Annotated in this window: 13 protein-coding genes; 3 read left to right on the top strand and 10 right to left on the bottom strand. The window is 34.0% G+C overall.

Annotated features, from left to right (window positions below; genetic code table 11):
• Positions 1–6: 6 nt before the first annotated feature.
• Entirely contained in the window at positions 7–8,913 is an 8,907-nt protein-coding gene (locus EM308_RS12485) for a DUF7507 domain-containing protein (protein ID WP_083273910.1), read from the bottom strand.
• A 237-nt stretch (positions 8,914–9,150) separates the two neighbouring features.
• Positions 9,151–9,423, bottom strand: a complete 273-nt coding sequence (locus tag EM308_RS12480) for a hypothetical protein (RefSeq protein ID WP_035641014.1) — start codon at positions 9,421–9,423, stop codon at positions 9,151–9,153.
• A gap of 1,044 nt (positions 9,424–10,467) precedes the next feature.
• On the opposite strand from EM308_RS12480, the gene EM308_RS12475 reads away from it, so the two are divergent.
• The 3 genes from EM308_RS12475 to EM308_RS12465 are packed head-to-tail and all read left to right on the top strand — an operon-like array spanning position 10,468 to position 13,976.
• Entirely contained in the window at positions 10,468–10,953 is a 486-nt protein-coding gene (locus EM308_RS12475; protein WP_035641272.1) for a SixA phosphatase family protein, read from the top strand.
• Between the two features lie 6 nt (positions 10,954–10,959).
• The gene (ppk1, locus tag EM308_RS12470; RefSeq protein ID WP_035641274.1) at positions 10,960–13,035 is read left to right on the top strand and encodes a polyphosphate kinase 1; all 2,076 of its coding nucleotides are present in this window, start codon (positions 10,960–10,962) and stop codon (positions 13,033–13,035) included.
• A 50-nt stretch (positions 13,036–13,085) separates the two neighbouring features.
• Entirely contained in the window at positions 13,086–13,976 is an 891-nt protein-coding gene (locus EM308_RS12465; RefSeq protein ID WP_035641276.1) for a Ppx/GppA phosphatase family protein, read from the top strand.
• A 136-nt stretch (positions 13,977–14,112) separates the two neighbouring features.
• Here the strand turns inward: EM308_RS12465 and EM308_RS12460 are convergent, their stop codons facing one another.
• The 8 genes from EM308_RS12460 to EM308_RS12425 all read right to left on the bottom strand — a co-directional run bounded on the left by EM308_RS12460 (position 14,113) and on the right by EM308_RS12425 (position 26,728).
• Positions 14,113–15,282: an L-lactate MFS transporter gene (locus EM308_RS12460; RefSeq protein ID WP_035641278.1), complete on the bottom strand. Its 1,170-nt coding sequence runs from the start codon at positions 15,280–15,282 to the stop codon at positions 14,113–14,115.
• Positions 15,283–15,376: 94 nt separating this feature from the next.
• Positions 15,377–16,159, bottom strand: a complete 783-nt coding sequence (pflA, locus tag EM308_RS12455; protein ID WP_051877930.1) for a pyruvate formate-lyase-activating protein — start codon at positions 16,157–16,159, stop codon at positions 15,377–15,379.
• Between the two features lie 100 nt (positions 16,160–16,259).
• Positions 16,260–18,494, bottom strand: coding sequence for a formate C-acetyltransferase (pflB, locus tag EM308_RS12450; protein WP_035641280.1), 2,235 nt, complete (start codon positions 18,492–18,494; stop codon positions 16,260–16,262).
• Positions 18,495–18,954: 460 nt separating this feature from the next.
• On the bottom strand, positions 18,955–19,632 hold the full coding sequence (locus EM308_RS12445) for a peptidoglycan DD-metalloendopeptidase family protein (RefSeq protein WP_035641283.1): 678 nt from the start codon (positions 19,630–19,632) through the stop codon (positions 18,955–18,957).
• A gap of 87 nt (positions 19,633–19,719) precedes the next feature.
• Positions 19,720–22,128 (bottom strand): alpha-ketoacid dehydrogenase subunit alpha/beta, encoded by a 2,409-nt coding sequence (locus EM308_RS12440; protein ID WP_035641284.1) that lies wholly within the window; start codon positions 22,126–22,128, stop codon positions 19,720–19,722.
• A gap of 187 nt (positions 22,129–22,315) precedes the next feature.
• Entirely contained in the window at positions 22,316–25,141 is a 2,826-nt protein-coding gene (locus EM308_RS12435) for a gluzincin family metallopeptidase (protein ID WP_316930231.1), read from the bottom strand.
• A gap of 150 nt (positions 25,142–25,291) precedes the next feature.
• Positions 25,292–26,020, bottom strand: coding sequence for an LOG family protein (locus tag EM308_RS12430; protein WP_035639447.1), 729 nt, complete (start codon positions 26,018–26,020; stop codon positions 25,292–25,294).
• 285 nt (positions 26,021–26,305) lie between these two features.
• The gene (locus tag EM308_RS12425; RefSeq protein ID WP_081907383.1) at positions 26,306–26,728 is read right to left on the bottom strand and encodes an endonuclease domain-containing protein; all 423 of its coding nucleotides are present in this window, start codon (positions 26,726–26,728) and stop codon (positions 26,306–26,308) included.
• Positions 26,729–26,814 lie beyond the last annotated feature (86 nt).

Genomic DNA, 26,814 nt, shown 5'->3' with positions numbered 1-26,814 from the left:
TTTTATTTATTTTACTAAATAGAGGTAACCATCTTTTTTAACTTTAACACCATCTGTATCATAGCTTAATATATAGAAATAAGTTCCTGTTGGTAATCCTTCGTTTTTACTAATAGTAGTTCTTCCTTCAGATTTTCCTCTGAATCCATTTCCTTCATTATTATAATTGTCTCTCTCAAAAACTAATACTCCCCAACGATTATACACTTCGACTCTCACATTTTTGTAACAGGCGTTATCCTCTATATTGTCGATTTGGAAATAATCATTTTTACCATCTTCATTGGCAGATATAGCATTGTGTACAACAAGAGCCTTACAAGGAAGTACTTTACAATCATCGTTTACTGATATTTCTAAAAATATGCTTTTTGGACAATCACCGACTATTTTATATTCATATTTGTATTTGCCAATTGGTATTCCTATAGCATTTAGCATATTACCATTTAAACCTCCTGTGCTATTAGAGTCAATCCAAGTACCTGTTGGTGTTCCTTGTGGCAATGAAGTATTCAAATCAATAAGCGTAGTATCGGCATTACAGTAGGATGTGCCAGTCACTGTAACTGCGGCTAATGGCGTAACATTAATTGTAATAGTTGATGTAGTACAATTTGTTGGATTTGCTTTTTCACACACTTGATAGTTGAATATGTATTGTCCTGCTGGTATTCCGTTTTCAAATACTATGTTTCCAGTAGCATCGATATTAATATGTGACACTACAGGAGATAATAATTTGAAATTAAAATTAGTGATACTGGATGGTGAGCCATTTAATAAATCATTGCTTAATGCATTACGAACTTGAGTGTCGAGTGTACAATTTGTTATATTAAATACATCTGGAGTCGCTACGATGTCTGCATACATTTTACAGCTAATACCAAAATCCATAGTTAATTCAGTTGGATCACTAACTGTCAAAGTGGTCGCTAATGGATTACCGGATGTAGGTCCGCAAACTTCAAAACTTGTTGCTTTGCCAGTTTTGGCAGAATTTGCAATTTTGGTTGTACCAGGTAAAACCTTAACCAAACCTGTTGCACCCAATGCAGAAGATTGTGCTTCTAAGTTTGCATCCATTTTTAGTTCGACTTTATAGTCTCCAAATAATCCAGTATCAGGTCGATCTCTCCAAACACCTTCTAAACCAATAATAACTTGCTTGTTATATCCGTTTGGACCAGTTACAAATATATTTGGAGATTTAGCATTTCCAAAACCTACCTTATTTAATTCTCCAACGTTTAATGTTCCTTTATAGCTTCCATCTCCATTGAGGTCAATCCATTCCCATTTGCTATAATCTATATTTCCATTTGCATCAGGAATGTTTTGAGTAACCAATCCATCGTTATTGGCATCATACCATTCATCTTCAATACCATTGTTGTTTACATCATACCAAACATAACCTTGTAATACAGGTCTTTCTGATTTGCTATATGGATAATCATGTACTTGATATTTACAGTTTTCTAATTTGGTAAAGAATAAACTGGATGTATCAGGAAACAATCCAAAAACAATATTTAATTGAGCACCTTGCACTTGAACTAGGTAATCACCAGGAACCACTCCTGTAAAGTTGTACTGTCCTTGTGCATTGGTAATTTGCAAGAGAACTGGCCCAGGTGTTGTACCTTGAGGGATTAAATTTACTGGTACATTTGCCAAAGGAGTATTTGTATCAGAATTATAAACTACACCAGAGATTTTTGTTTTATCATTACAAATAACATTTATGGTTACGGTGGCTGTATCACAATTTCCAGTATCGGCGTTTTCACAAATTTGATATACTAAAGTATAAACACCTGCTGGAGTACCATCTTTTAAATTAATGGAACCATTTGGAGCCATTGTTATGTGTCCTGTTGGATCTGGTGTTACTAAGGTCAAAGTAATATCGGCAGGATTTACAGGATCTGTGTTCAAAGTATCGTTTTTGAGTACATTAAGCACATTTGTAGCTCCATTGATACCATCTATTGGTCCGGCAGTATCATCAACCGCATCAATTTTGAATGTTGGTCTTGAGGTACATAAAGGATCAGATGGTGGATAATTTACTATAACAGTTGTATCTGGATTTAATGTCATTGTTACAGATGCAGTTGGTCTTAGGTTTTCAAAACCATCAGCACCTTGAATCCATTTTCCATTTACCAATAACCAACCTGGCCAATCAATTCCGTTTCCGTTTTGGTCAACAACTGCTCCTGGCCACAATACTTTTCCATTCAATGGTAAATTAGTCATGGTGGCAACAACATTACCATTATTGTCTTTCCATGTTAATGTTAATCCGTTTAGCGGAGTGAAATTATTGGCAGTAGATGTATAACTGAAGTAAGGAACATCATTGATACAAATACTTTGTCCGGTTACAGTCATAGTAGGAGTCTCTATATTTACTGTTACAGTAGCAGTGTCACAGTTACCAGTATCAGCTTTTTCACAAATTTGATAAACCATTGTCTGAATACCCGCTGGAGCGTTAGGCAATACATCGACTGTACCATCTGCGTTCAATTGCAAGAACGGATTTGCTGTAACTGTTGTCAAGGTTACATCAGCTGGATTTACAGGGTCTGTGTTTAATGTATCATTTTTGAAAACATTAATAACATTTGGAGTAGTAACATTAACACCTACAATAGTTCCTGCATTATCATCAACAGCATCAATTCTAAATGTTGGTCTTGATGTACATAAAGGATCAGATGGAGGGTAATTTACCACTATAGTTTCACTTGGATTCATTGTTAAGGTTAATGAAGCAGTTGGTCTAAGATTTTCAAAACCATCAGCACCTTGAATCCATTTTCCATTCACAAGTAACCATCCTGGCCAATCTATTCCGTTACCTTTTTCGTCAACAACTGCACCAGGCCACAATACTTTTCCATTTAATGGTAAATTAGTCATAGTAGCAACAACATTACCATTATTGTCTTTCCATGTTATTGTCAATCCATTTAACGGAGTGAAGTTATTGGCTGAAGTTGTATAGCTGAAATAAGGTACATCATTGATACAGATACTTTCTCCGTTTACAGTCATACTTGGAGCTTCAATATTTACAGTTACTGTAGCAGAATCACAATTGGTGTTATTTAATTTTTCACAAATTTTATAAACCATTGTTTGTACACCTGCAGGAGCGTTTGGCAATACGTCGATAGAGCCATCATCATTCATTTTTAAGAACGGATTTGGTGTAACAGTTGTTAAATTTACATCGGCTGGATTTACAGCCAATCCATTTAGCGTGTCATTAGTAAATACGTTGATTACGTTTGGCGTAGTTACATTCACACCTACAACAGTTCCTGCATTGTCGTTAACAGCATCGATAGGATTTGCCTTTTCATTAACAATCTCATCATCTGTAGCGCTTATTGGAGTTTCATTTGGTTTAAATCCATCCGCTTTGGCAACATTGGTAACAGAACCTTTATTCAAATCATCCTGAGTTATAGTATAACTTTGAGTGTAATCTGAAGTTGCACCAGGAATCAAAATAGCAATAAGTGTATCTAATCCTGTAAGTGGGTCTTTTACTGTTATGTTATTTAATGTTACGTTACCTGAGTTTTTAACTGTTATAGTATAATTAATTATATCTCCAACTTTGCTAAAACTAGTTGTCGTTGCTGTTTTAATAACAGTTAATCCAGGTGTTTGATTAAGTTGGGTAATAGTACAATCTGGACATTCTGAATCTTTTGGACAAGAAGTACAAGGTGTAGGATCTGAAGAAGTGTCGGTTACAGTTTTTTCTTCGGGATCTTTGGCTGTAACATTAGCTAAATTATAAATTAGTCCGGCATTAATTTCTGCCTGAGTGATTACATGAGATCCTGTAAATGTGGTAGAATCAGTTGCTCCAACAGCAAGTGAAGCAATTGGCCCACCTGAGATTGTTGCATTGTTATCACTAATAGTTACGTTGGTAAGATCTACAGTTCCTGTATTTTTAACAACAAAATTGTAAGTTACTACATCTCCAAGATTGGTTATGCCATCTTGGTTGCTATCTACATAAGTACCGTCTTTAGTAACATTAATACTTGATTCGCTAATTACAAAAGGATAGCTTACTTTACAGCCTCTACTATCAGTAATTTCAACAGAATAAGAACCATTTGAAAGGTTAGAAATATCTTCTGTTATTGAGCCGTTAGACCATAAATAAGTGTATGGAGCTGTTCCTCCCATAACTGTTATATTAATGGTGCCATTATTACATGCTGTACAGTTATTGTTGTTAATTATTACTGCTGTTGCACTTAAAACGGCTTCAGGTTGTTCGATTGTTATGTTACAAGTTGTTTTATATCCTAATTGATCTGTAACCGTTACTGTATGTGAACCTACATTTAAAGCAATTGCTTTTGCAGTAGTTTCTCCATTGTCCCATAAATAAGTATAACCAAAATTACCTCCTTTAGGAGTAACAGTCGCTGTACCATTGCTGTCTCCAAAACATTTAACAGGAGAATCTTGTTTGACTTCACAGGATAACACTTCAGGTTGAGTGATAGTTTCACTACAAGTTGTGGTACATCCTTTGGAATCTGTTATAGTTACAGTGTGAAGCCCTTCATTAAGTTTTGTTGCTTTTGCTGTTGTTTCACCGTTATCCCATAAGTAAATATACCCCCCATTTCCACCAACAGGTGTAACAGTAGCTTCTCCATCACTTAAGCCATTAGATGATACCGCTTTGTTTTTTTCAATTGAGCAAGTTAAAGTAGCAGGTTCAGAAATTGTTTGGCTACCTAATGTTATTTCACAGGCTGTATTAGCAGCATCTCTAATTTGAACACTGTAGATTGCAGGAGCTAAGCCTGTAAAGTTTCCACTTTCTTGCCAATTTCCAGAATTAAGACGATATTCATAAGTTCCGTAGCCTCCAGTAGGGCTTGTTATTGTTATAGTTCCGTTGTTTTGACCATTACAAATAACATCTGTTTTTACAACAGTAGCTAATAAAACATTTGGCTCAACAATTGTAAAAGTCCCTGTCGCAGCCGCACAATTATTAGCATCTGTTACACTATAAGCCAAAGAAGTCCCCGCTTTATGGGGAAATATTCCTGTAGAGTTGGTCACACCGTCAAAAGTATAAGACAAAGCACCAGTTCCACCAGTGGCCGTAATTGTTACTGTGGCATCACCTCCTTTACAACCAATAGTAGATTGTGAAACGTTGCTTACCACTATAGCATTTGGCTCAACAATTGTAAAAGTCCCTGTTGCAGCCGCACAGTTATTAGCATCTGTTACGCTATAAGCTAAAGAAGTCCCCGCTTTATGGGTAAATATTCCTGTAGAGTTGGTCACGCCGTCAAAAGTATAAGACAAAGCACCAGTTCCACCAGTGGCAATAATTGTTACTGTGGCATCACCTCCTTTACAATCAATAGTTGATTGTGAAACGTTGCTTACTACTATAACATTTGGCTCAACAATTGTAAAAGTCCCTGTCGCAGCCGCACAATTATTAGCATCTGTTACACTATAAGCCAAAGAAGTCCCCGCTTTATGGGTAAATATTCCTGTAGAGTTGGTCACGCCGTCAAAAGTATAAGACAAAGCACCAGTTCCACCAGTGGCAGTAATTGTTACTGTGGCATCACCTCCTTTACAACCAATAGTAGATTGTGATACGTTGCTTACCACTATAGCATTTGGCTCAACAATTGTAAAAGTCCCTGTTGCAGCCGCACAGTTATTAGCATCTGTTACGCTATAAGCTAAAGAAGTCCCCGCTTTATGGGTAAATATTCCTGTAGAGTTGGTCACGCCGTCAAAAGTATAAGACAAAGCACCAGTTCCACCAGTGGCAGTAATTGTTACTGTGGCATCACCTCCTTTACAATCAATAGTTGATTGTGAAACGTTGCTTACTACTATAGCATTTGGTTCAACAATTGTAAAAGTCCCTGTTGCTGCCGCACAGTTATTAGCATCTGTTACGCTATAAGCTAAAGAAGTACCCGCTTTATGGGTAAATATTCCTGTAGAGTTGGTCACACCGTCAAAAGTATAAGACAAAGCACCAGTTCCACCAGTGGCCGTAATTGTTACTGTGGCATTACCTCCTTTACAACCAATAGTAGATTGTGAAACGTTGCTTACCACTATAGCATTTGGCTCAACAATTGTAAAATTCCCTGTCGCAGCCGCACAGTTATTAGCATCTGTTACGCTATAAGCTAAAGAAGTACCCGCTTTATGGGTAAATATTCCTGTAGAGTTGGTCACACCGTCAAAAGTATAAGACAAAGCACCAGTTCCACCAGTGGCCGTAATTGTTACTGTGGCATCACCTCCTTTACAACCAATAGTAGATTGTGAAACGTTGCTTACCACTATAGCATTTGGTTCAACAATTGTAAAAGTCCCTGTCGCAGCCGCACAGTTATTAGCATCTGTTACGCTATAAGTTAAAGAAGTACCCGCATTATGGGTAAATATTCCTGTAGAGTTGGTCACGCCGTCAAAAGTATAAGACAAAGCACCAGTTCCACCAGTGGCAGTAATTGTTACTGTGGCATTACCTCCTTTACAACCAATAGTAGATTGTGATACGTTGCTTACCACTATAGCATTTGGCTCAACAATTGTAAAAGTCCCTGTTGCTGCCGCACAGTTATTAGCATCTGTTACGCTATAAGTTAAAGAAGTACCCGCTTTATGGGTAAATATTCCTGTAGAGTTGGTCACACCATCAAAAGTATAAGACAAAGCACCAGTTCCACCAGTGGCCGTAATTGTTACTGTGGCATTACCTCCTTTACAACCAATAGCTGATTGTGATACGTTGCTTACTACTATAGCATTTGGCTCAACAATTGTAAAAGTCCCTGTCGCAGCCGCACAGTTATTAGCATCTGTTACGCTATAAGCTAAAGAAGTCCCCGCTTTATGGGTAAATATTCCTGTAGAGTTGGTCACACCGTCAAAAGTATAAGACAAAGCACCAGTTCCACCAGCGGCAGTAATTGTTACTGTGGCATTACCTCCTTTACAACCAATAGTAGATTGTGAAACGTTGCTTACCACTATAGCATTTGGTTCAACAATTGTAAAATTCCCTGTCGCAGCCGCACAGTTATTAGCATCTGTTACGCTATAAGCTAAAGAAGTACCCGCTTTATGGGTAAATATTCCTGTAGAGTTGGTCACGCCGTCAAAAGTATAAGACAAAGCACCAGTTCCACCAGCGGCAGTAATTGTTACTGTGGCATTACCTCCTTTACAACCAATAGTAGATTGTGAAACGTTGCTTACCACTATAGCATTTGGTTCAACAATAGTAAAAGTCCCTGTCGCAGCCGCACAGCTATTAGCATCTGTTACGCTATAAGCTAAAGAAGTACCCGCTTTATGGGTAAATATTCCTGTAGAGTTGGTCACACCGTCAAAAGTATAAGACAAAGCACCAGTTCCACCAGCGGCAGTAATTGTTACTGTGGCATTACCTCCTTTACAACCAATAGTAGATTGTGAAACGTTGCTTACCACTATAGCATTTGGCTCAACAATTGTAAAAGTCCCTGTCGCAGCCGCACAGCTATTAGCATCTGTTACGCTATAAGTTAAAGAAGTACCCGCTTTATGGGTAAATATTCCTGTAGAGTTGGTCACACCGTCAAAAGTATAAGACAAAGCACCAGTTCCACCAGTGGCAGTAATTGTTACTGTAGCATTACCTCCTTTACAACCAATAGTAGATTGTGATACGTTGCTTACCACTATAGCATTTGGCTGAGTAATTTGAACTTCACTACTTGTTTGATTACATCCGTTAGCTTCAGATACAATTACTTTATAAAATCCTACACCTAGACCCGTGTAAATTCCGGTTGAATCACCATTTGTTGGTAAACCGGTTGCAGAAAAAGTTCCTCCTGAAGTTGGTGAAAACAATAAATCATAAGAAAAAGTTCCAATTCCTCCCGTTTTAGTTGCTGTAACAGTACCATCGGAATTTCCATTACATGTTATATTGGTTTTTGATATAGAATTAATAGCGATTGTACAACAGGTTCCAACTGAGACGGTTCCTGATTGCATAGCTGTATCGCCATCTGCATCAGTAATTGTCAAAGTGATGTTTTTTGTCCCACCTGTTAAATAAGTTACTATAATTGGTGTTGATGAATTTCCACTTGCTGTCGAAGTTGATGGATTTGCTCCATCACCAAAATTCCATAAATAAGTTAAGGTGCCATCTCCACCAGTGGAAGTATTAGTGAATGTTACTTGTTGATAAGCACCACTTGTACATTCATTTACTGTTGAAAAACTAACAGCCAAAGGAGTATTAACAATTATCGTGTTGGGTAAATTTTCTGCGGAACATTTACTTGTAGTAGCACATTCTGGAGTTACAGTTGTAGCTTGACCACCCGGAGGGGTTTGCCATGACAAATAAATATTTTTTAATGTTAAAAAATCACCACAAGTATATGATGGTAATGGCATCATTCTGTAATTTCCAGCTATTATTTGGCGATTATCTCCAACTGTAATTTTATTTATATTTCCATCAGAAATTTGATTTCCATTTTGGTCAATCTCTTGAGTTCCTCTATACATATTGAATTGCATATAGAGACCATATTTTGAACTTGCATCTGTTATTCGTACCCATAAATATTGTCCCGAAATGGGATTTCCAGAAGTACAGGTAGTTAGTCTGTTGCCAGAAGCGTCCGCAATATAGACTTCCCCAATTTTTACATCGTTAGCTGTACAACCGGCAGGTGGACAAGCAGGAGAATTTGATGGGGTAAGATTTGCCATAATTGGTGACTGTGAATGGCCAATCGTTGTAGAAAACAGCAGTATTAAAAAAACTATAATTCGAATAGAAGTAATTTTTTTCATGATATTTATTATTAAATAAACTTGTAATGAACTCTTTAAAATGTGGGGTTTCACTTAATTTTCTCTTAAAGTTATTAGTGATTATATAGGTCTTTTTTACACAGTTACACAATCTAAAAATGTAAAAGTATTATTGACAATAATTCAATATTTAATTGCATGTTAAGGCACTTTACTTATAGTCTAGCTTTAGTTCTTTACAATAAAAAGTATTGAAGAATATTTACGGATTATGCTTTATACATTAGCTATGTGTAATGCATAATAATATTTCATCTCTGGAGGTGCACTTTTGATTTCTTCGAGCTGAATTGTTTTTGTGGTATTTATTTTAAAAACAGCTTTAGCAAAAATCATTGAAGGATTGGTTACTACTGGTAATAGACGAGAAGAGTTAGAAGTATCCAACCATGCTTTTTTTTCAAAAGAAGAAAGTAAGAACTGAATTGTCTTTTGAATATTATTTGAAAAAAAATATTTTAATAGGTTTAAAGTAGTTTTAGGCTCCATATTCTTATTGTTTTAATTTAACGATTTCTTATTGGAAGTGTTCCGCATATTATATTATTTTATTAAATGAATAATTAAAATAAAGGTTCATAAAATGTTATTTTACTTAATCTTAATGTATTTTTTAGTTTGATTCAGATTTTGGAATGAGATCAAAATAAAATTCTCTTTGTCTAAAATTATTTACTGAAATTAGGCTCAGTTAATAACTTATCTGAAGTAGGTTTTAATTTTAATTTGATTCAGATTTGGGAGTGAACTCAAATTAAAATTTTGTTTTGTCAAAATTGAAACTGCAATCAGTCAATAATAATCTTTGTAGTAGGTTTATTTTGATTATCATTTGGGAAATAATCAAAAAAATATTATAAAAACTTAAATTATGTAACTTAAGTGATAATTCGCTTTAGTATTTTGTCTAGGAAATAAAAAAGTTTGAATTATCTGTAAACCAAAATTATAAAGAATGTTTATAAATCAATCTGATTGTCTTTGAATAGCCTAAATACTCGTTGAAGAGCCAAAAACATAAGTAAAATACCTTGGAAAATTTATTTTTTGTGAAATGTGCTGTGTTTTTTTGGAATAAAAGGATTTATAAAATGAGCTACCAAATTTAATTGTCTTTAAGAAAAGACTCTTTATTGTATGAATAGTTCATTTTTTATTTTTTTTGATTTAAAAAAATGTGATACTGCTAAATATTAATAAAAAACAAGGTTGTTAAATATTTGTAAAACACTATTTGCAGACAAATTTTGAAGTTTAATGTCAATTATAAGATCTGTCAACACTATATTATCATGAACTGAATCCTGTATTATTTGAATTTTGGAATCGAAATTGAAAATATATTATCGCATCAATTTTAAAAAAGCAAAAAGTTCTAAACTTTTTTTGTAAATTGTATGTTCTTAAAAAGATTTTTTTATTCAATTATATAATACCTCCTAATCCTGTTTGAATAACTAATTAATTGGTTTTTAATTTGTTATTGTTTGTTATGGGATTTTTTTTGTTTTTTAAACTAAATAATTCTTATGTATGAAAAATTTAATTTTAATTCGACATGCAAAGTCTAGTTGGGAAGCGCCTTTGCATGATAAAGACAGACCATTGACTTCACAAGGCATGCAAAGTGCTCATCTTATTTCTTCTCATGCTATTAAATACTTGCCAAAAACGTTTTGCATTTGGAGTAGTACAGCCGAAAGAGCTATTGAAACTGCGATGATTTTTGCCCAAAATATTAATTTCCCTTTGGAAAGCATAATATATAAGGATGAGTTGTACACATTTGATGAAAGAAAGTTGGAAAAAGTTATTAAATCATATAGTAATGGTTATGATAGTATAATTATATTCGGACATAACGAGGCTATTACAAATTTTGTTAATAAATTTGGGGATGTTTACATAGATAATGTTCCAACGGCCGGGTTCGTTCACATAGAATTTGAAACTGAAAGTTGGGACGATATTAACAAAGGAAAAACAAAAAAAACACTATTCCCCAAAGACTTAAAATAAATAAACGTGTTTGAACAGAAATATATTGATAGAGAAAAAAGCTGGTTGGCTTTCAATGCTCGGGTATTGCAAGAGGCAGGCGATGATTCAGTGCCATTGTTAGACAGATTAAGGTTTTTAGGGATTTTTTCAAATAATTTAGACGAGTTTTTCAGAGTACGTTTTGCTGCTATCAGAAGGTTAAGTTTAAGCGGTATTTCGGGAGAAAAATATTTTGGTGGAGTTACAACTCAACAATTAATAAAGGATATTACGGAAATTGTTATTCAGCAACAGTCTGAAAGTTTACGAATTCTAAGTAATATTGAGAAAAAATTAAAGACAGAAAATATCTTTATTATTAATGAAAATAATGTAAGCAAAGAACAGGAGGCATTTTTAAAAGAATTTTTTATTCAAAAATTGAGTCCTGAATTGGTTACCATTATATTAAATGATTTAGCAGAATTTCCTGTTCTGAAAGATTCATTGGGATATTTGGCTGTAAAGCTAGTAATGAAGAAAAATAGCGAAGTTCGTTATGCCATCATTGAAATCCCAAAAACAGTCAATCGTTTTGTGGTTTTGCCATCCAATAATGAAAAACAATATGTGATGCTGATTGACGATGTAATCCGGATGAACTTGGGTAACATTTTCAATATTTTCAATTACGAAAGTGTTTCGGCACACATGATAAAAATAACTCGTGACGCACAGTTGGATATTGATAGCGACTTGAGTAAAAGTATGCTCGAAAAAATATCATCCAGTGTTAAGGATAGAAGAATAGGGGAGCCTGTTCGTTTTATTTATGATCAGGAATTGGGCAAGGATACATTGAAATTCTTTTTGGATAAAATGCATATCGATGCAACAGATAGTATAATTCCCGGAGGTAGATACCACAATAGGAGAGATTATATGGATTTCCCGAATCTAGGCAGATTTGATTTATTGTATAAAAAAAACGATCCTCTGCCAATACCCGGATTAAGCCTTGAAGGAAGTATTCTGGAAAAGATTTCAGATAGAGACTATTTGCTAAATGCCCCTTATCAGTCTTTTTCTTATTTAATAAAATTTTTGCGAGAAGCGGCTTTGGATCCAAAAGTGACTACTATAAAAATCACTTTATATCGATTGGCTAAAAATTCCCAAATCATAAGTTCGCTGATTAATGCAGCCAAAAACGGAAAAAAAGTAATTGTTCAGATTGAATTGCAGGCACGTTTTGATGAAGTGTCCAATATCTTATATTCTGAACAAATGAAAACAGAAGGAATTCAACTGATATTTGGAATAAAGGGATTGAAAGTTCACAGCAAAGTTTGTGTAATTGAAAGAATGGAGAAAAATAAAATAAAAAGATATGGTTTTATTTCGACCGGAAATTTCAATGAAGCAACTGCAAAAATTTATACAGACGTAACACTTTTTACGTGTCATCCTCAAATTTTAAAAGACATTACAAAGGTTTTTGAATTTTTTGACATTAATTATAAAGTTCAGCGATACAAACATCTTATTGTTTCGCCACAACATACAAGACAACGTTTTGTAAAAATGATTGACAGGGAAATTGCTCATGCTTTGGCTGGTCGAAAAACCTATATGAAGCTGAAAATGAATAGTTTGTCTGACTTTACAATGATTGATAAATTATATGAAGCAAGTTGTGCAGGTGTAAAAATTCAATTACAAATTAGAGGAATATGTTCGTTGATACCTGGAGTAAAAGGATTGAGCGAAAATATCCAAGCCATAAGTATCGTTGATAATTATTTGGAACATTCAAGGGTTTATATTTTTGGAAATGCTGGATTTACTGATGTTTATATTTCTTCGGCAGATTTTATGACTCGTAACTTAGACGCAAGGGTAGAAGTAACTTGTCCTATTTACGATCAGGATATTAAAAATGAATTGATAGAAAATTTTGATATAGCATGGAAAGGGAATGTAAAAGTCAGATTCCATTCCTATAAACTAGACAATAAATACAGAGTTCGTGGGGAAACCCCAGTTTTTAGAGCTCAAATGGAAACATATAAATATTACCTGAGTAAAGTAGAACCGGTAGGAGAACTGAAAGAAGATTAAATAATACTTAGAATAAATTATTCTAAACCATAAATCGTATCCTAGAGAAAATGATAAGAATTAAAAAATATGCTGCTATTGATATTGGATCGAATGCTATGCGTTTATTAATTGCCAATATTGTAGAAGAAGAAGGACAAGAAACACAATTCAATAAAAGTTCATTAGTGCGTGTGCCTATTCGTTTGGGACAAGACGCTTTCACAGTTGGGGAAATTTCTCCTGAAAATACCGAACGAATGGTTGATGCAATGAAAGCATTCAATTTATTGATGAAAGTACACAAAGTCGAAAGATATATGGCATTTGCGACATCGGCAATGCGTGAAGCTTATAATGCAAAAGAGGTCGTAGCATTAATTAAAAAGAAAGCCGATATAAAAATTGAAATCATTGATGGTAAAAAAGAGGCGGCAATAATTGCTTCTACCGATTTACATCATTTATTAAAAACAGACGAAACGTATTTATTTGTTGATGTAGGTGGTGGTAGTACTGAGTTTACCTTATTTTCAAATGGAAAAATGGTTAATTCCAGATCTTTCAAAGCAGGTACAGTTCGATTGTTGAACGACATGGTTCCAGACGTTGTTTGGAATGAAATTGAAAAATGGATTAAAACGAATACCGCCGATTATGATGAAGTTGCTTTAATAGGTTCTGGTGGAAACATTAATAAAATATTCAAAATGTCCGGAAAAATTCAAGAAAAACCACTTTCCTATATTTATTTGAATTCGCAATATACTTATTTTAATTCGCTGTCTTATGAACAAAGAATTTCGCAATTAGGTTTGAATCCCGACCGTGCCGACGTAATTGTCCCTGCAACTCGAATTTATCTTAATGCTATGAAATGGAGCGGAGCCCGACAAATTTTTGTTCCAAAAATTGGACTTTCAGATGGAATTGTAAAAGCAATGTACTACGGAAAAATTTAGTAACACATTCGCCCAAACTTGTCATTCCGTAAGAATCTCCGAGATGTGAGATTCCTGCAGAATGACAAGTTTTCGAATATATAAAAGAAAAAGCAGTCACAAATGGACTGCTTTTTCTTTTATAAAATATAATTTTTTAAGCAACTTTCAATAGTAAACTTTTTAGCCATAACCCGACAAGTAGGGCTAAGACAAGTAATATTGCAAACAGGTAAAAAATTGTAATTTCTGTGCTCAAGCCTAGTAACAATGGGCCAACAAATCCTGCTGCAGACCATGCTGTCAATGTGTAACCAAGAACCTGACCATATTTTTCGGCACCAAAGATACTTTTTACAAAAGATGGCATTGTAGCAAATCCGGCTCCATAACCCGCTATAATTATAAAGGTTAATGTTTGAAACGAAATTTGATTGGTTGAAAATGTTGGAATCATGGCAAAACAAGCCGCATTGATTCCGATGAAAATCATAAATGTACTCCAGCAACCAATTTTATCTGAAATACTAGACCAAAATAAACGCCCCAAACCATTAAATAAACCAATAATTGCAACAAACATTGTTGCTTCTCCGGCACTCATTCCTACCACTTCTTGACCCAAAACGGCAGCTTTTGAAATTATAGCAATACCGCCGCATACATTCAAAAACAATAGTAACCACAACGCAATGAAACGTTTGTCGGATAAGATTTCTTTTGGAGTTAAATCAACGTGCGCATGTTGAGCTACAGAAGCATCTGTTGGGTTTGCCAAATATGAAGCACTTAGTAACATACAAATTCCGTAGCAAATAGCGAGAGTTAAAAAGGCTCCGGAAAGTCCTAAAGAGGTATAAAGAGGACCAATTAAAAACGATGCCAATAACGATCCTAAAGCAAATGACATAATAATTATTCCCGAAGCCAATCCTGGTTTATCGGGAAACCATTTTACGACAGTATAAACAGGAACGATATATCCAAAACCTAAACCGATGCCCTGCAAAACTCCAAATGTTAGGTAAAATAAATAAATAGAATCTATTTTGACAGCCAGCGAACTGCCTAATAAACCTATAGTTAAAAATAAAGCGGCTATTATTCCTCCTTTTGTAGGGCCAACTTTTTGAGCAAATTTTCCCATGAACGCGGCAGTTAAGCCCAAAAAGCAAATGGCGAGACTGAAACCTGTTTTGGTATCATGAGCATCCCAGCTTAATTCTTTCGTTAACGGTTCAATCCATTTGCTGTATGCATAAATAGATCCAATTGACAGTTGCATAACCATTCCTGCCAATACAATCAGATATTTATTTTTTGACATAATTATTTTTTTCTGAGTAATTAGCTGTTAGTAATCAGTGATTAGCTATCAAAAATGCTAATTACTAATTACTAATCACTATTTACTAATTCAACTATTTAATTTTTACATTGTCGAAGTAAAGCCTGAAAATTTCAGCTGCTTTATTTACTTCTTCTTTTGTGTGTGGCACCGTATCTGCCAGTTGATATTCTAAACCTAACATTTCCCATTTGTGTTTTCCTAATTGGTGAAAAGGAATAATTTCGACTTTTTCCACAGTTTTATACGAAGTAAAATGTTGTCCCCATTCGTGCAAATATTCCTCCTGATCGCTCCAACCGGGTACTAATACATAGCGAAGCCACATTGGTTTTCCTGTACTTTCTCTGTATTCTGCAACTCGTAACGTTGTTTTGTTTTTAAGACCTGTTAATTTTTTATGCCATTCTTTGTTGATGTGCTTGACATCCAAAAGCAACAAATCTGTTCTGTCCAACAATTGTTCGGTTTTAGAATCCAATACTCTTCCATTGGAATCGAGACAGGTATTTATGCCATTTTCGTGTAAAAGATCAAAAAAGTGAATCAGTTTTTCGCGTTGTAGTAGAGGTTCTCCTCCCGAAACGGTTACACCACCTTTTTTACCGAAATAAGATTTTTGATGTAATGCTTTTTCGACTAATTCTTCAATTGGCACAAAATTTCCTCCATGAATATCCAAAGTATCCGGATTTTGACAATACAAGCATCTAAACTGACAACCCTGTGCAAAAACAACCATTCTTATTCCAGGTCCGTCATGTGTTCCTAGTGTTTCAATGGAGTGGATTCGCAATAAATCGGGATTATTTGAATCAATTGAGTCGTCAATATATTCTTGCTGTGGAAAATACATAGATTGTTAGGATTTAAAAAAAACCTGTCTAAAACAAAATTCTGAGAAATTTTTTAGACAGGTTATTAATTCAATTTAAAATTTATATTTTATTCCAAATTTACATTGTTTCATGGAAAGTTCTTGTAATAACTTCCAATTGATGCGCTTTGGACAATCTAACAAAGTTTACTGCATATCCAGAAACTCTGATAGTCAATTGAGGATAATTCTCTGGGTGTTCGTAAGCATCCATTAAAGTCTCTTTATCCAAAACATTAACGTTTAAGTGGTGTGCATTTCTTTCGAAATAACCATCCATGATACCAACTAAATTCGTGATTTGCTCTTCTTTGTCAGATCCTAAAGATTTTGGTACCATACTGAAAGTATTAGAAATACCATCCTGAGCATCTTCATAACTTAATTTACTTACAGAGTTCAATGAAGCAATAGCACCATTTACATCTCTACCGTGCATTGGGTTTGCACCCGGAGCAAAAGCTTCACCGGCTTTACGTCCGTCAGGAGTAGAACCAGTATTTGTTCCATACATCACATTTGAAGTAATAGTCAATAGAGATAATGTTGGAGTAGCATCTTTGTAGGCTCTGTGTTTTCTTAATTCGGCAATAAAGATTTTTGTTATTTCCTGAGCAATGCTGTCAACTCTGTCATCGTCATTACCATATTTAGGGAAATCACCTTCGATATTGAAATCTACAGTTAACCCAATATCGTTTCTTACCGGAGTTACTTTAGCATATTTAATTGCAGATAATGAATCAGCAATAATTGAAATACCAGCAGCACCATAAGCAATATCAATACCTGGATCACTATCAATCAAAGCCATTTGAGCTCTTTCATAATAGTATTTGTCATGCATATAATGAATAATGTACATTGATTTAGCATAAACTCTTGCTACTTCGGCCAAAGTTGTTTTGAAAATTTCCATTACAGAATCGTAGTCCAATACTCCATCTTTCATTTGAGGAATATTTTTAATAACTACTGATCCTTTATCTTCTTCACGACCTCCATTCAAAGCCATCAGTAAGGCTTTTGGCAAGTTGGCACGAGCTCCAAAATGTTGAATTCTTTTACCAATTTTTTGGTACGATACACAACAAGCAATTCCGTAATCATCAGAACCTCTGTTTGGACGCATCAAATCATCATTTTCATATTGAAGAGATGAAGTGTCAATAGATACTTGTGCACAGAAATCTTTAAATCCTTGTGGTAATTTTTTAGACCAAAGAATAGTCAAGTTTGGTTCTGGAGAAGCTCCTAAGTTATAAAGTGTCTGCAAGAAACGGAATGAAGTTCTAGTTACTTTAGTTCTTCCGTCATTGAATTGTCCTCCGATAGCTTCAGTTACCCAAGTTGGGTCTCCACCAAAAATTTCATCATAACTACCAGGACGCAAGTGACGTACCAAACGTAGTTTCATTACAAATTGGTCAATGAATTCCTGAGCTTCTTCTTCAGTAATAACACCTGCTTTTAAATCATTTTCGATATAAATATCTAAGAAAGAAGATACATTACCAAGTGACATAGCAGCACCATCTTGCTCTTTTACAGCACTTAAATAAGCTAAGTAAGTAAATTGAACTGCTTCATGAGCGTTGATTGCAGGAACAGAAATATCAATACCATAAGTATGAGCCATTAATTTCATATCCTCCAATGCACTTATTTGAGAAGTGATTTCTTCTCTAAGACGCACTTTGTGGTCTGTCATTTCAGCTCCAACAGCAGCAAAATCAGCTTTTTTTGCTTCAATCAAACGATCTACTCCATAAAGAGCAATTCTTCTGAAATCACCAATGATTCTTCCTCTTGCATAATTGTCAGGCAAACCTGTCAATAAGTGTTTTGAACGGAAAGCTCTAATTTCGCTATCGTAAGCACTGAATACAGCTTGGTTGTGATCTTTTGCATAATTAAAGATTTTAACAACTTCATCAGAAACTTTCAATCCTCTTTCTGCCAAAGCAGATTGAACCAATTTAATTCCTCCAAAAGGCTTCATCGCTCTTTTTAGAAGTTGGTCTGTCTGAAGACCTACAATTGTTTCATTTTCTTTATTAATGTATCCTGGTCCAAATGAAGTCAAATTTGAAATTACATTGGTGTCAATTGCTAAACAACCATTGTTTTTTCTTTCTTCAAGTAAATTTTCTTTACAAATATTCCAAAGTGTTTTTGTTCTCTCAGATGGTCCTGCTAAAAATTTGGAATCTCCTTCATAGGGGGTAACATTTTGTATTACAAAATCATAAACATCAATTGCATTGTTCCAATTTCCTGTTTTAAAATATAATGTTTCACTCGTACTTTTCATTTTGATAAATGTTTGTAGTTAATTTTTATGTGATTATAACAATCTGATTTACAATAGTAAAATTAACGATTTTACGAATTGATTAAACATCAATATTGATTTTTAAATAAATATTAAGGTATTGTAACAACTAGAGACTTTTGTACAAGTAATAGATTATTTTGATGATTATTTTTAAAAGCTATTACGTTATCGAGAAAATTTATTGTCAGTTTAAAATAGACGTTTTTTTGTGTTAAAATGATTAATATGTCCATTTTTCTTCTGAAAACAGGCTTTTGTCGATAAAAATTGATGCAAAAAACTCAAGTATATCAACTGTTGATTTAATTATTTTATCATTTCAATGAAAATATTTTGTTCAAATAATAGGCTAGGAGTGCTGTGTGGTGAATTAATGAAAAATCATTAGAAGTTTTAAATTCAAAGACAAAAAAGAACGCCAGTTTAAAATGAGTTCTTAGTAAATTTTCAATAGTAAGTTAGGATTAGGGCAATTCTCCAAGTAATACTTCAAATTGGTTTTACTGCAAACACCCGGATAATCTCCAAAAGAATCACCGATATTTTTGATGATTTGAAAATGCAAATGAGGAGCATAATCGCCATTCACGTTTGAATTTCCAAGAGTTGCCAGCTGCTGTCCTTTTTCAAAAAAATCACCAATTTTGATACAAGCAATACTTTCTAAAGACAAATGTCCATACAAAGTATAAAAAACATTTTCTTCTAGTTTGTGTTCCAAAATTATGGTTGGGCCATAATCTCCCAAATTATTATTGTATTGAAAGCTATGAACTTTTCCATCGAAAGCCGCCAAAACAGAAGTTCCTGCATCGATCCATAAATCCAAACCTATATGAATATTTCGTTCTTCGGTGTTTAAATTATTAAAAACGGTACTTCTTTTGTACAAACTACGTATTTCGCAATAACCACCATAGGCAACACAGGCTTTATTTTTGAACAAATAGTTTTTGAGGTAGATTTTAAATTGCGAAGAATCGGAGATGTTAAGTTGACTTAATTCCTGATTTGAAACCGATAAATCCAACGGAAAGTAATCTGAATAGGGGATTGAGCTGTCAATTACTTTTATCTCATTTAAATCTAAAAATAAAGTTTCTAAAGATTTCATTAAAAAATAGTTCTGATTTGTTTTTTGCTAAAGATAAAAAAAACCCATTTGCAGAAGCGAATGGGATTTGAATATTGTTTTTTAATTTTAATACAAACTCGGATATTTTGAAGGATTTACTTCATTCATCATTTCATAAACTTTCTCGAAAATATCTTCGGTAGAGGGTTTTGAAAAATAATCACCGTCTGTTCCATAAGCAGGTCTGTGTGCTTGCGCAGTAAGTGTTTGTGGTTGACTATCCAAGTAATTATAAGCTTTTTGCTGCTCAATAATTTGTTGTAAAATAAATGCTGAAGCACCACCGGGAACATCTTCGTCAATTATTAATAATCGGTTGGTTTTGGCAATACTTTTTGCAATATCATGATTTATATCAAAAGGCAGTAATGACTGAATGTCAATTATTTCACAATCGATACCAATTTCAAATAATTCTTTGGTAGCCTGTTCTACCAATCTCAAGGTAGATCCGTATGAAATAAGTGTAATATCTTTTCCATTTCTTAATGTTTCTACAACCCCGATTTGCGTTTTGAATTCACCGTAATTCAAAGGAGCTTTTTCTTTTAATCGGTAACCGTTCAAACATTCAATAACTAGTGCAGGTTCGTCACTTTCTAATAAGGTGTTGTAAAAACCTGCTGCTTTTGTCATATTTCTTGGAACCAAAACATGAATTCCGCGAACTGCATTGATTATCATTCCCATCGGAGAACCAGAATGCCAAATGCCTTCCAGACGATGTCCGCGGGTACGAATAATTAACGGTGCTTTTTGTCGTCCGACTGTTCTATATTGTAATGTTGCCAAATCATCACTCATTATCTGAATGGCGTATAAAAGGTAATCCAGATACTGAATTTCTGCAATTGGACGCAATCCTCTCAAAGCCATCCCGATTCCCTGACCAATAATGGTTGCTTCACGAATTCCGGTATCAGCAACACGCAATTCGCCGTATTTCTCCTGCATTCCTTCGAGTCCCTGGTTTACGTCACCAATATTTCCGGCATCTTCACCAAAAATAAGAGCTTCTGGATATTTGGAGAAAAGGGCATCAAAGTTATCTCTAAGGATCATTCTGCCGTCAGTATCTGCTGTGGCATGATTTGGATACTCGGGAGAAACTTCTTTAATAGAAAACACATTTTTATTAGATTCAGAGTGCAAATGACTACTGAATTTTACTTGTGTTCTCTTTATATAATCAGTAATCCAATTGGATAATTCGATCTTGTCTTCCTCATTAACGATTAGTCGCAACGTTTTTCGGGCGATTATCATTATTTCCTTTTTCAAAGGCGATTTGATGTTTTTTAATGTCGTAACATTTTTCAGAATTTCGTCTTTTTTTGGACTAGTGGTTGCTATTCTTTCTAAAATAGAAATTACCTGATTTTGTTCTTCAACAATTTCACCTATAAAAGAATTCCATGCGGTTTTTTTTCCTTCAAAAACTTCTTTTTTTGCTTCTAAATCTATCGCTTCAATTTCTTCTGGAGATGCAATATTGATGGCAATCATCCAAAGTTTCATTTGGCGAATACAATCAAAATCTTTTTCCCACGCCAATCGGGCTGCATTTTTATATCGCTCATGCGAACCGGAACTTGAATGTCCTTGTGGCTGCGTAAGTTGTTCTACATGAATGAGAACCGGAACATGTTTTTCTCGGGCTATTTCGGACGCTTTTTCATAAGTAGCAATCAAATCTACATAATCCCATCCTTTTACTTTAAGTATTTCAAAGCCATTCGAATTTTCATCTTTTTGATATCCTTTTAGAATTTCAGAAATACATTCTTTAGTTGTTTGATGTTTTGCATGAACCGAAATTCCATATTCATCATCCCAAATACTCATAACCATCGGAACTTGTAATACTCCGGCAGCATTGATGGTCTCAAAAAACAAACCTTCAGATGTACTCGCATTTCCTATAGTTCCCCAAGCTATTTCATTTCCATCAATAGAAAATTGTTCTGCATTGGGAATTCCTGGTACGTTTCGGTATATTTTAGAAGCTTGTGCTAATCCAAGTAGTCTGGGCATTTGCCCGGCTGTTGGAGAAATATCGGCACTTGAATTTTTTTGTTGTGTTAAGTTTTTCCAAGATCCGTCTTCGTTTAGACTATGGGTGACAAAATGCCCTCCCATTTGTCTTCCTGCAGACATTGGCTCCTGTTCAATATCGGTATGACCATATAAACCGGCAAAAAATTGTTCAATAGTCAATTCGCCTATAGCCATCATAAAGGTTTGGTCCCGATAATAGCCAGAACGGAAATCTCCGTTTCTAAAGCATTTGGCCATAGCAAGTTGTGGGACTTCTTTGCCATCTCCAAAAATACCGAATTTGGCTTTCCCAGTTAATACCTCTTTACGACCCAATAAACTGCATTCTCGGCTTATTACGGCAATTCTGTAATCATTTAAGACTTCGGTTTTAAAATCTTCAAATGTTAAACCAGTATCGACTTTCTCCTTTATCATAATTTAAAAGTATAGCTTTCACGGTGCAAAGCTAATCAAAAACTATATATATATCGTTATGTAATTATGTAATTATGTATTTTTTTACGGAATAATTTTCATTAAAATAAATATATTTTTGATTTATATATAATTTTAACTTAAAAAAACAAACTATAATTCAATAAATTAAAGTTTTTATTTTGAATTAAAACCATTTTCGGGTAAAAAGATTAATTAACGATTTTGGGTTGAAAACAAAAATAAATCTTATTTTTTCGTTGTAATTTTTTTGGGTAATTTCAAATCCATTTGAAGAATATACGGGAAAGAATAATTCAAAATAATCCTGAACCAAATTGAGTCTTATTCCGCTATCATATATAAAGGTGTTATGCATTGCTTTATTTTTTACCAAACCAAAATCGGCATAAGCATCTACCCAATTCCACAATAAACTGTAGCTCAAATTGGTTGTAGCCAGCCATTGATTGGATTGCGGTGGATTTACAAATGATTTGAATCCTCCTTGCGCAAAGAAATACTGCTGACTCAAAATTCCTTCGGTATCAGAGCGTGCATAAACCGCATAATCAAACAAATAATCGTTGACTCTTGAAACCCCAAAATTATAATTTTGAGTATTATTTGTATTGTATAAAAATGTTCCCAAAAACACCCTGGCGTTAAAATAGCGATTATCGTTGAATAATTTACGATATTCCATTTCTGCAGATACTTTTCCAAAATAGCCCGAAAACTGAACATCCGTTAAGAATTTTACGTGGCTTGTAACTTCCGTTTTTATATTGGAATATTTAAGGTTCAAAATAGAATAATTATCGGTACTGTCAATTACGGTAGCAGATGGTTGCTTGAAAATAATATTGTATTTGACAAAAATTGCTTGTTTTCGATTGTCTCTATAACTTGGTTCACGAAAGAAAAGCGATAAACTTGGATATAATTTAAAATAAGCCGCATCCGAGGCATAATGATAATAGGAACCATTCAAAGAATAGCGCATATTGTACAATCTTCTTTCTCTTAAATATCTATTGACAACCAATGCATAACTTCCGATTATAGATTTTGTATTGATAGAGTACATCGGATTCAAGGTAAACATAAACGGTTTGTCAAAAAAACTATAATTGTAAAAGCTGATTCCGGGTGCAAATCCGTCATATTTATTGTAAAATAATGTTGGGACATAAAATAACTGGGAACGATGAGGATCTTCTAAATCCTCAAAAAAAGTGAGTTTCAATGGGCGATTCAATGAAAAAGAATTCAGTGATTTCCAATTGTTTCTTAAATTGAATTCTGGCACTTCATTGTTATAATTTAATACCAGTTTGTCAACATTTTTTCTGTCAAAAGTAAGCGTAGTGTCTATTTCATTGGTTTCAAGCCATTTTTTAAAAATGATTTGCTTGTCTTTGATTCCATACACAGGGATAGGAACCAACGGTACTCCTTTGTTTTTTACGATAAAAGTAAGACTGTCTTTTGTTTTGGAAAAATCTCCAAATTTATAATCAATAGGTTCCCGGCTATCGATAATATATTTAAAAAACCAATCAATGTCTTTTGAAGCTTTGGTTTTTAATATCGATTCAAAATCTCCTCTCTCAGTTTGGCTCTCATTATTCAGTTTATAGAATTGTTGAATTCCAGACGAAACCAAATCATTGCCCAAATAATCATCCAAATATTTCAGGCTTAGCCCAGCTTTGTATTTGTTGGCAATTTGTACATTATATTTTATCAATGAATTTTTGGGAGCATTTAGCGACTGATCCAGATTTTTGCGCGCCATAAGCATATAATAATAACTGTATTGCTCATTAAAGTCGGTTTGAGCCATTTTGAATCCCTTTAGCAAAAAAGATTTAGAGGCCGATCCCATCATTTTACTCTCTGGATGGTATTTGTCAATATAATTCATCATCGTAAACACTTGGATGCCATCATAAATCCAATTGTCTTTTCTAGAATCCAAAGTCAAACTATTTTTGAGAAAATTATTCAAATACGTTTTCAAAAATTTTATTTCAAAAATAAAATCAGAATGAAACGGGCGCATGAATTTTGGCAATTGGTTCAGTCCATAAAATGGATTTTTCTCGTAATCTTCCTGCGAAATAATAATTTTATCATAAGGATATCGTCCTATTTGGGTATTGGCAAAATCAGCCACGCGATTAATAATTGTAGTCTTCAATGAGTCTTCAAACCTACTGGAGCCAATATTAGACATAATTTCCAAATCGCCAATTTTGTAGCTTCTGTAACTTGATTCTTTTTCTATAATAAGATCAAAATCAGTTCTGTTTTTACCCGAAAGTTTGACTGTTGTTCCTTTTTCAGTTTGTATTAAATCATCAACAACCAAATCGGTTGTTATTGCATTCTGATTCGGGATTTTCAAACCAATTTCAAAATCCGAAATTCCATTGGCACTATCGTCAAGGTTTTCATTACTGTATTTTATAAATTGATGATTTTCATAGCGGGCAGGAGTAAGAAACCAGTTTTTTAAATGCATTCCATATCTTCCCTCAAAATAGCCATATTTGGTAAATTTTTCGCTTGGAATCTTAGAAATATAAGTAAGATGTAACTTTAGCTTTTGTCCAGGAAGCAACACCCGATTGAGTAAAACTTTAATATAATCGGGATTTTTAGTAGTTCTTTCCCATGTAAAAACATTTTTATCCTGATCCTCGATATATAAATTGATAGTTCCTCCGCGCTCATGAGGTTGCGCCATATGGAATTTAGTATAAAATTCGTCTGAAAAACGTTTTCCTAAAGGACTGTTACGATCCGAGAAAGCATTATTCCAGTCATTAAGCACAATAGAGGTTAAAATATCCCCGGTTTGGTTGTAAAAAGTAATTTCCTGATCTACAGATAGGTATTTTGCACCCATATCCACAGTCGCAGTCATCTTGGAATGATGCTGTGCATATTGTTTGTTGAAAAACAACAATATCAGAAAAAAAATAATTTTACTGTGAGTTCTCAATTTGGGGAAATTATTAGGTTTCTAAAAATAGTATTCTAATACAATTTACAAAAAATTAAGAAAAGTACAGTATTAATTGGTCAAAATGCAACTATAAACGTTAAATGAAAAAAGCCGTCTATTCTTGTGGGATGAGACGGCTTTTTTTTATTAAAAGTTTGGACTTAAATCGTACTTTTTATAGAATTTATCAAGGACTTCAACTACTTCATCCTCTGTGTCTACAACTTTAAATAAATTCAAATCGTCCGGACTTATAGTGTGTTCCCTTTCTACCAACACAGTTTTAATCCATTCAATCAAACCGGACCAAAATGCAGTTCCGACTAATATTATTGGGAATTTGCCAATTTTTTTGGTCTGAATCAGGGTAATCGCCTCAAACAATTCATCCATTGTTCCAAATCCACCTGGCATCACAACAAAACCTTGTGAATATTTAACAAACATTACTTTTCGAACAAAGAAATAATCAAAATTCAGGTTTTTATCGTTGTCAATATAAGGGTTAAAGTGTTGCTCAAAAGGTAGCTCAATGTTCAACCCCACCGAAGGACCTCCTCCCAAATGTGCCCCTTTGTTACCGGCTTCCATGATTCCGGGGCCACCGCCTGTAATCACGCCATAACCGGCTTTACTTATTTTGTACGCAATTTTTTCAGCCAACATATAATATTTATTATCTGGCTTCAGCCTCGCCGAACCAAAAATAGTTACGCAAGGCCCAATTCGGCTCATAGTATCATATCCATTTACAAATTCGGACATGATTTTAAAAATCGCCCAACTGTCATTAGTTTTTATTTCATTCCAAGTTTTGCGTTTAAATTTATCTTGGATTACTCTTTCTTCGTCGTTGTCAAAATCTTCTAATCTCATTTTTTATTATTTTTTGAAGCTTTTTCCCGCTATACGCTACAATCTTTTTATTTTTAAAGAAAAAATAAAAAGGATTTCCACTTCTATCGGGGCTAGGGCATCTGTTTTCAGTTTAAACTCAATCTTTAATAAGATGTTTTACTAAGATAACTCTTTTTTCAAAAATTGTGCTGTATAGCTTTTTTTATTTTTCCATTTTTTTTACAAAAACTCTCCAGTTTCATTTCCCCTCCTCTGGAGGGGTGCCCATAGGGCGGGGTGGTTTTTTAGTCTGTTCAAATGATTTCACCCAAACTCCTCAATAATATATTTCTCCAATTCCATCATTACATTATTCAAATCGTGCTTTACTCTCAAATCTGAAATTTTGAAAATTTTCAAGCCTAAGGAAATAAAATAATTTTCTCTTTTGCTGTCGTATTCCTCTTTGTCATTATGGCTAGCTCCGTCAATTTCGATTATCAATCCTAAAGATTTTATATAAAAGTCAACTATATAATTACCTATGATTCTTTGTCTGTCAAAATCTATTTTCCAAAACATCCCTTTATGAACCTGTAACCAAAAAATAACTTCTGATAATACTCCTGCCTTACGCAAAGCTCTGGCTCTTGATTTTAGTTTTATATTATAAGGTAGGTTTTCGACAAAATTTCTATAAACGGGGAAGTTATTTATGTATGCAGTTATATCATTATTACTTTTCATGTATTTATTTTTAAGAATAAATTTACAAAAAAAATAACAATACTGCTTATTGAAAATACGATTTAGTTTACAGAAAAAACACCCCG

The sequence above is a fragment of the Flavobacterium gilvum genome (assembly GCF_001761465.1).
GTDB classification, from domain to species: Bacteria; Bacteroidota; Bacteroidia; order Flavobacteriales; family Flavobacteriaceae; genus Flavobacterium; species Flavobacterium gilvum.
Note: the sequence above shows the minus strand (reverse complement) of the source record. Positions and strands in the feature narration are given on the sequence as shown.

Excerpts from the sequence above, each read along its gene's own strand:
- EM308_RS12440 (WP_035641284.1), bottom strand. The coding sequence starts at position 22,128 with ATGATAAAGGAGAAAGTCGATACTGGTTTAACATTTGAAGATTTTAAA.
- pflB (WP_035641280.1), bottom strand. The coding sequence starts at position 18,494 with ATGAAAAGTACGAGTGAAACATTATATTTTAAAACAGGAAATTGGAAC.
- pflA (WP_051877930.1), bottom strand. The coding sequence starts at position 16,159 with ATGTATTTTCCACAGCAAGAATATATTGACGACTCAATTGATTCAAAT.
- EM308_RS12465 (WP_035641276.1), top strand. The coding sequence starts at position 13,086 with ATGATAAGAATTAAAAAATATGCTGCTATTGATATTGGATCGAATGCT.
- EM308_RS12475 (WP_035641272.1), top strand. The coding sequence starts at position 10,468 with ATGAAAAATTTAATTTTAATTCGACATGCAAAGTCTAGTTGGGAAGCG.
- EM308_RS12425 (WP_081907383.1), bottom strand. The coding sequence starts at position 26,728 with ATGAAAAGTAATAATGATATAACTGCATACATAAATAACTTCCCCGTT.
- EM308_RS12480 (WP_035641014.1), bottom strand. The coding sequence starts at position 9,423 with ATGGAGCCTAAAACTACTTTAAACCTATTAAAATATTTTTTTTCAAAT.
- EM308_RS12445 (WP_035641283.1), bottom strand. The coding sequence starts at position 19,632 with ATGAAATCTTTAGAAACTTTATTTTTAGATTTAAATGAGATAAAAGTA.
- EM308_RS12430 (WP_035639447.1), bottom strand. The coding sequence starts at position 26,020 with ATGAGATTAGAAGATTTTGACAACGACGAAGAAAGAGTAATCCAAGAT.
- EM308_RS12460 (WP_035641278.1), bottom strand. The coding sequence starts at position 15,282 with ATGTCAAAAAATAAATATCTGATTGTATTGGCAGGAATGGTTATGCAA.
- EM308_RS12485 (WP_083273910.1), bottom strand. The coding sequence starts at position 8,913 with ATGAAAAAAATTACTTCTATTCGAATTATAGTTTTTTTAATACTGCTG.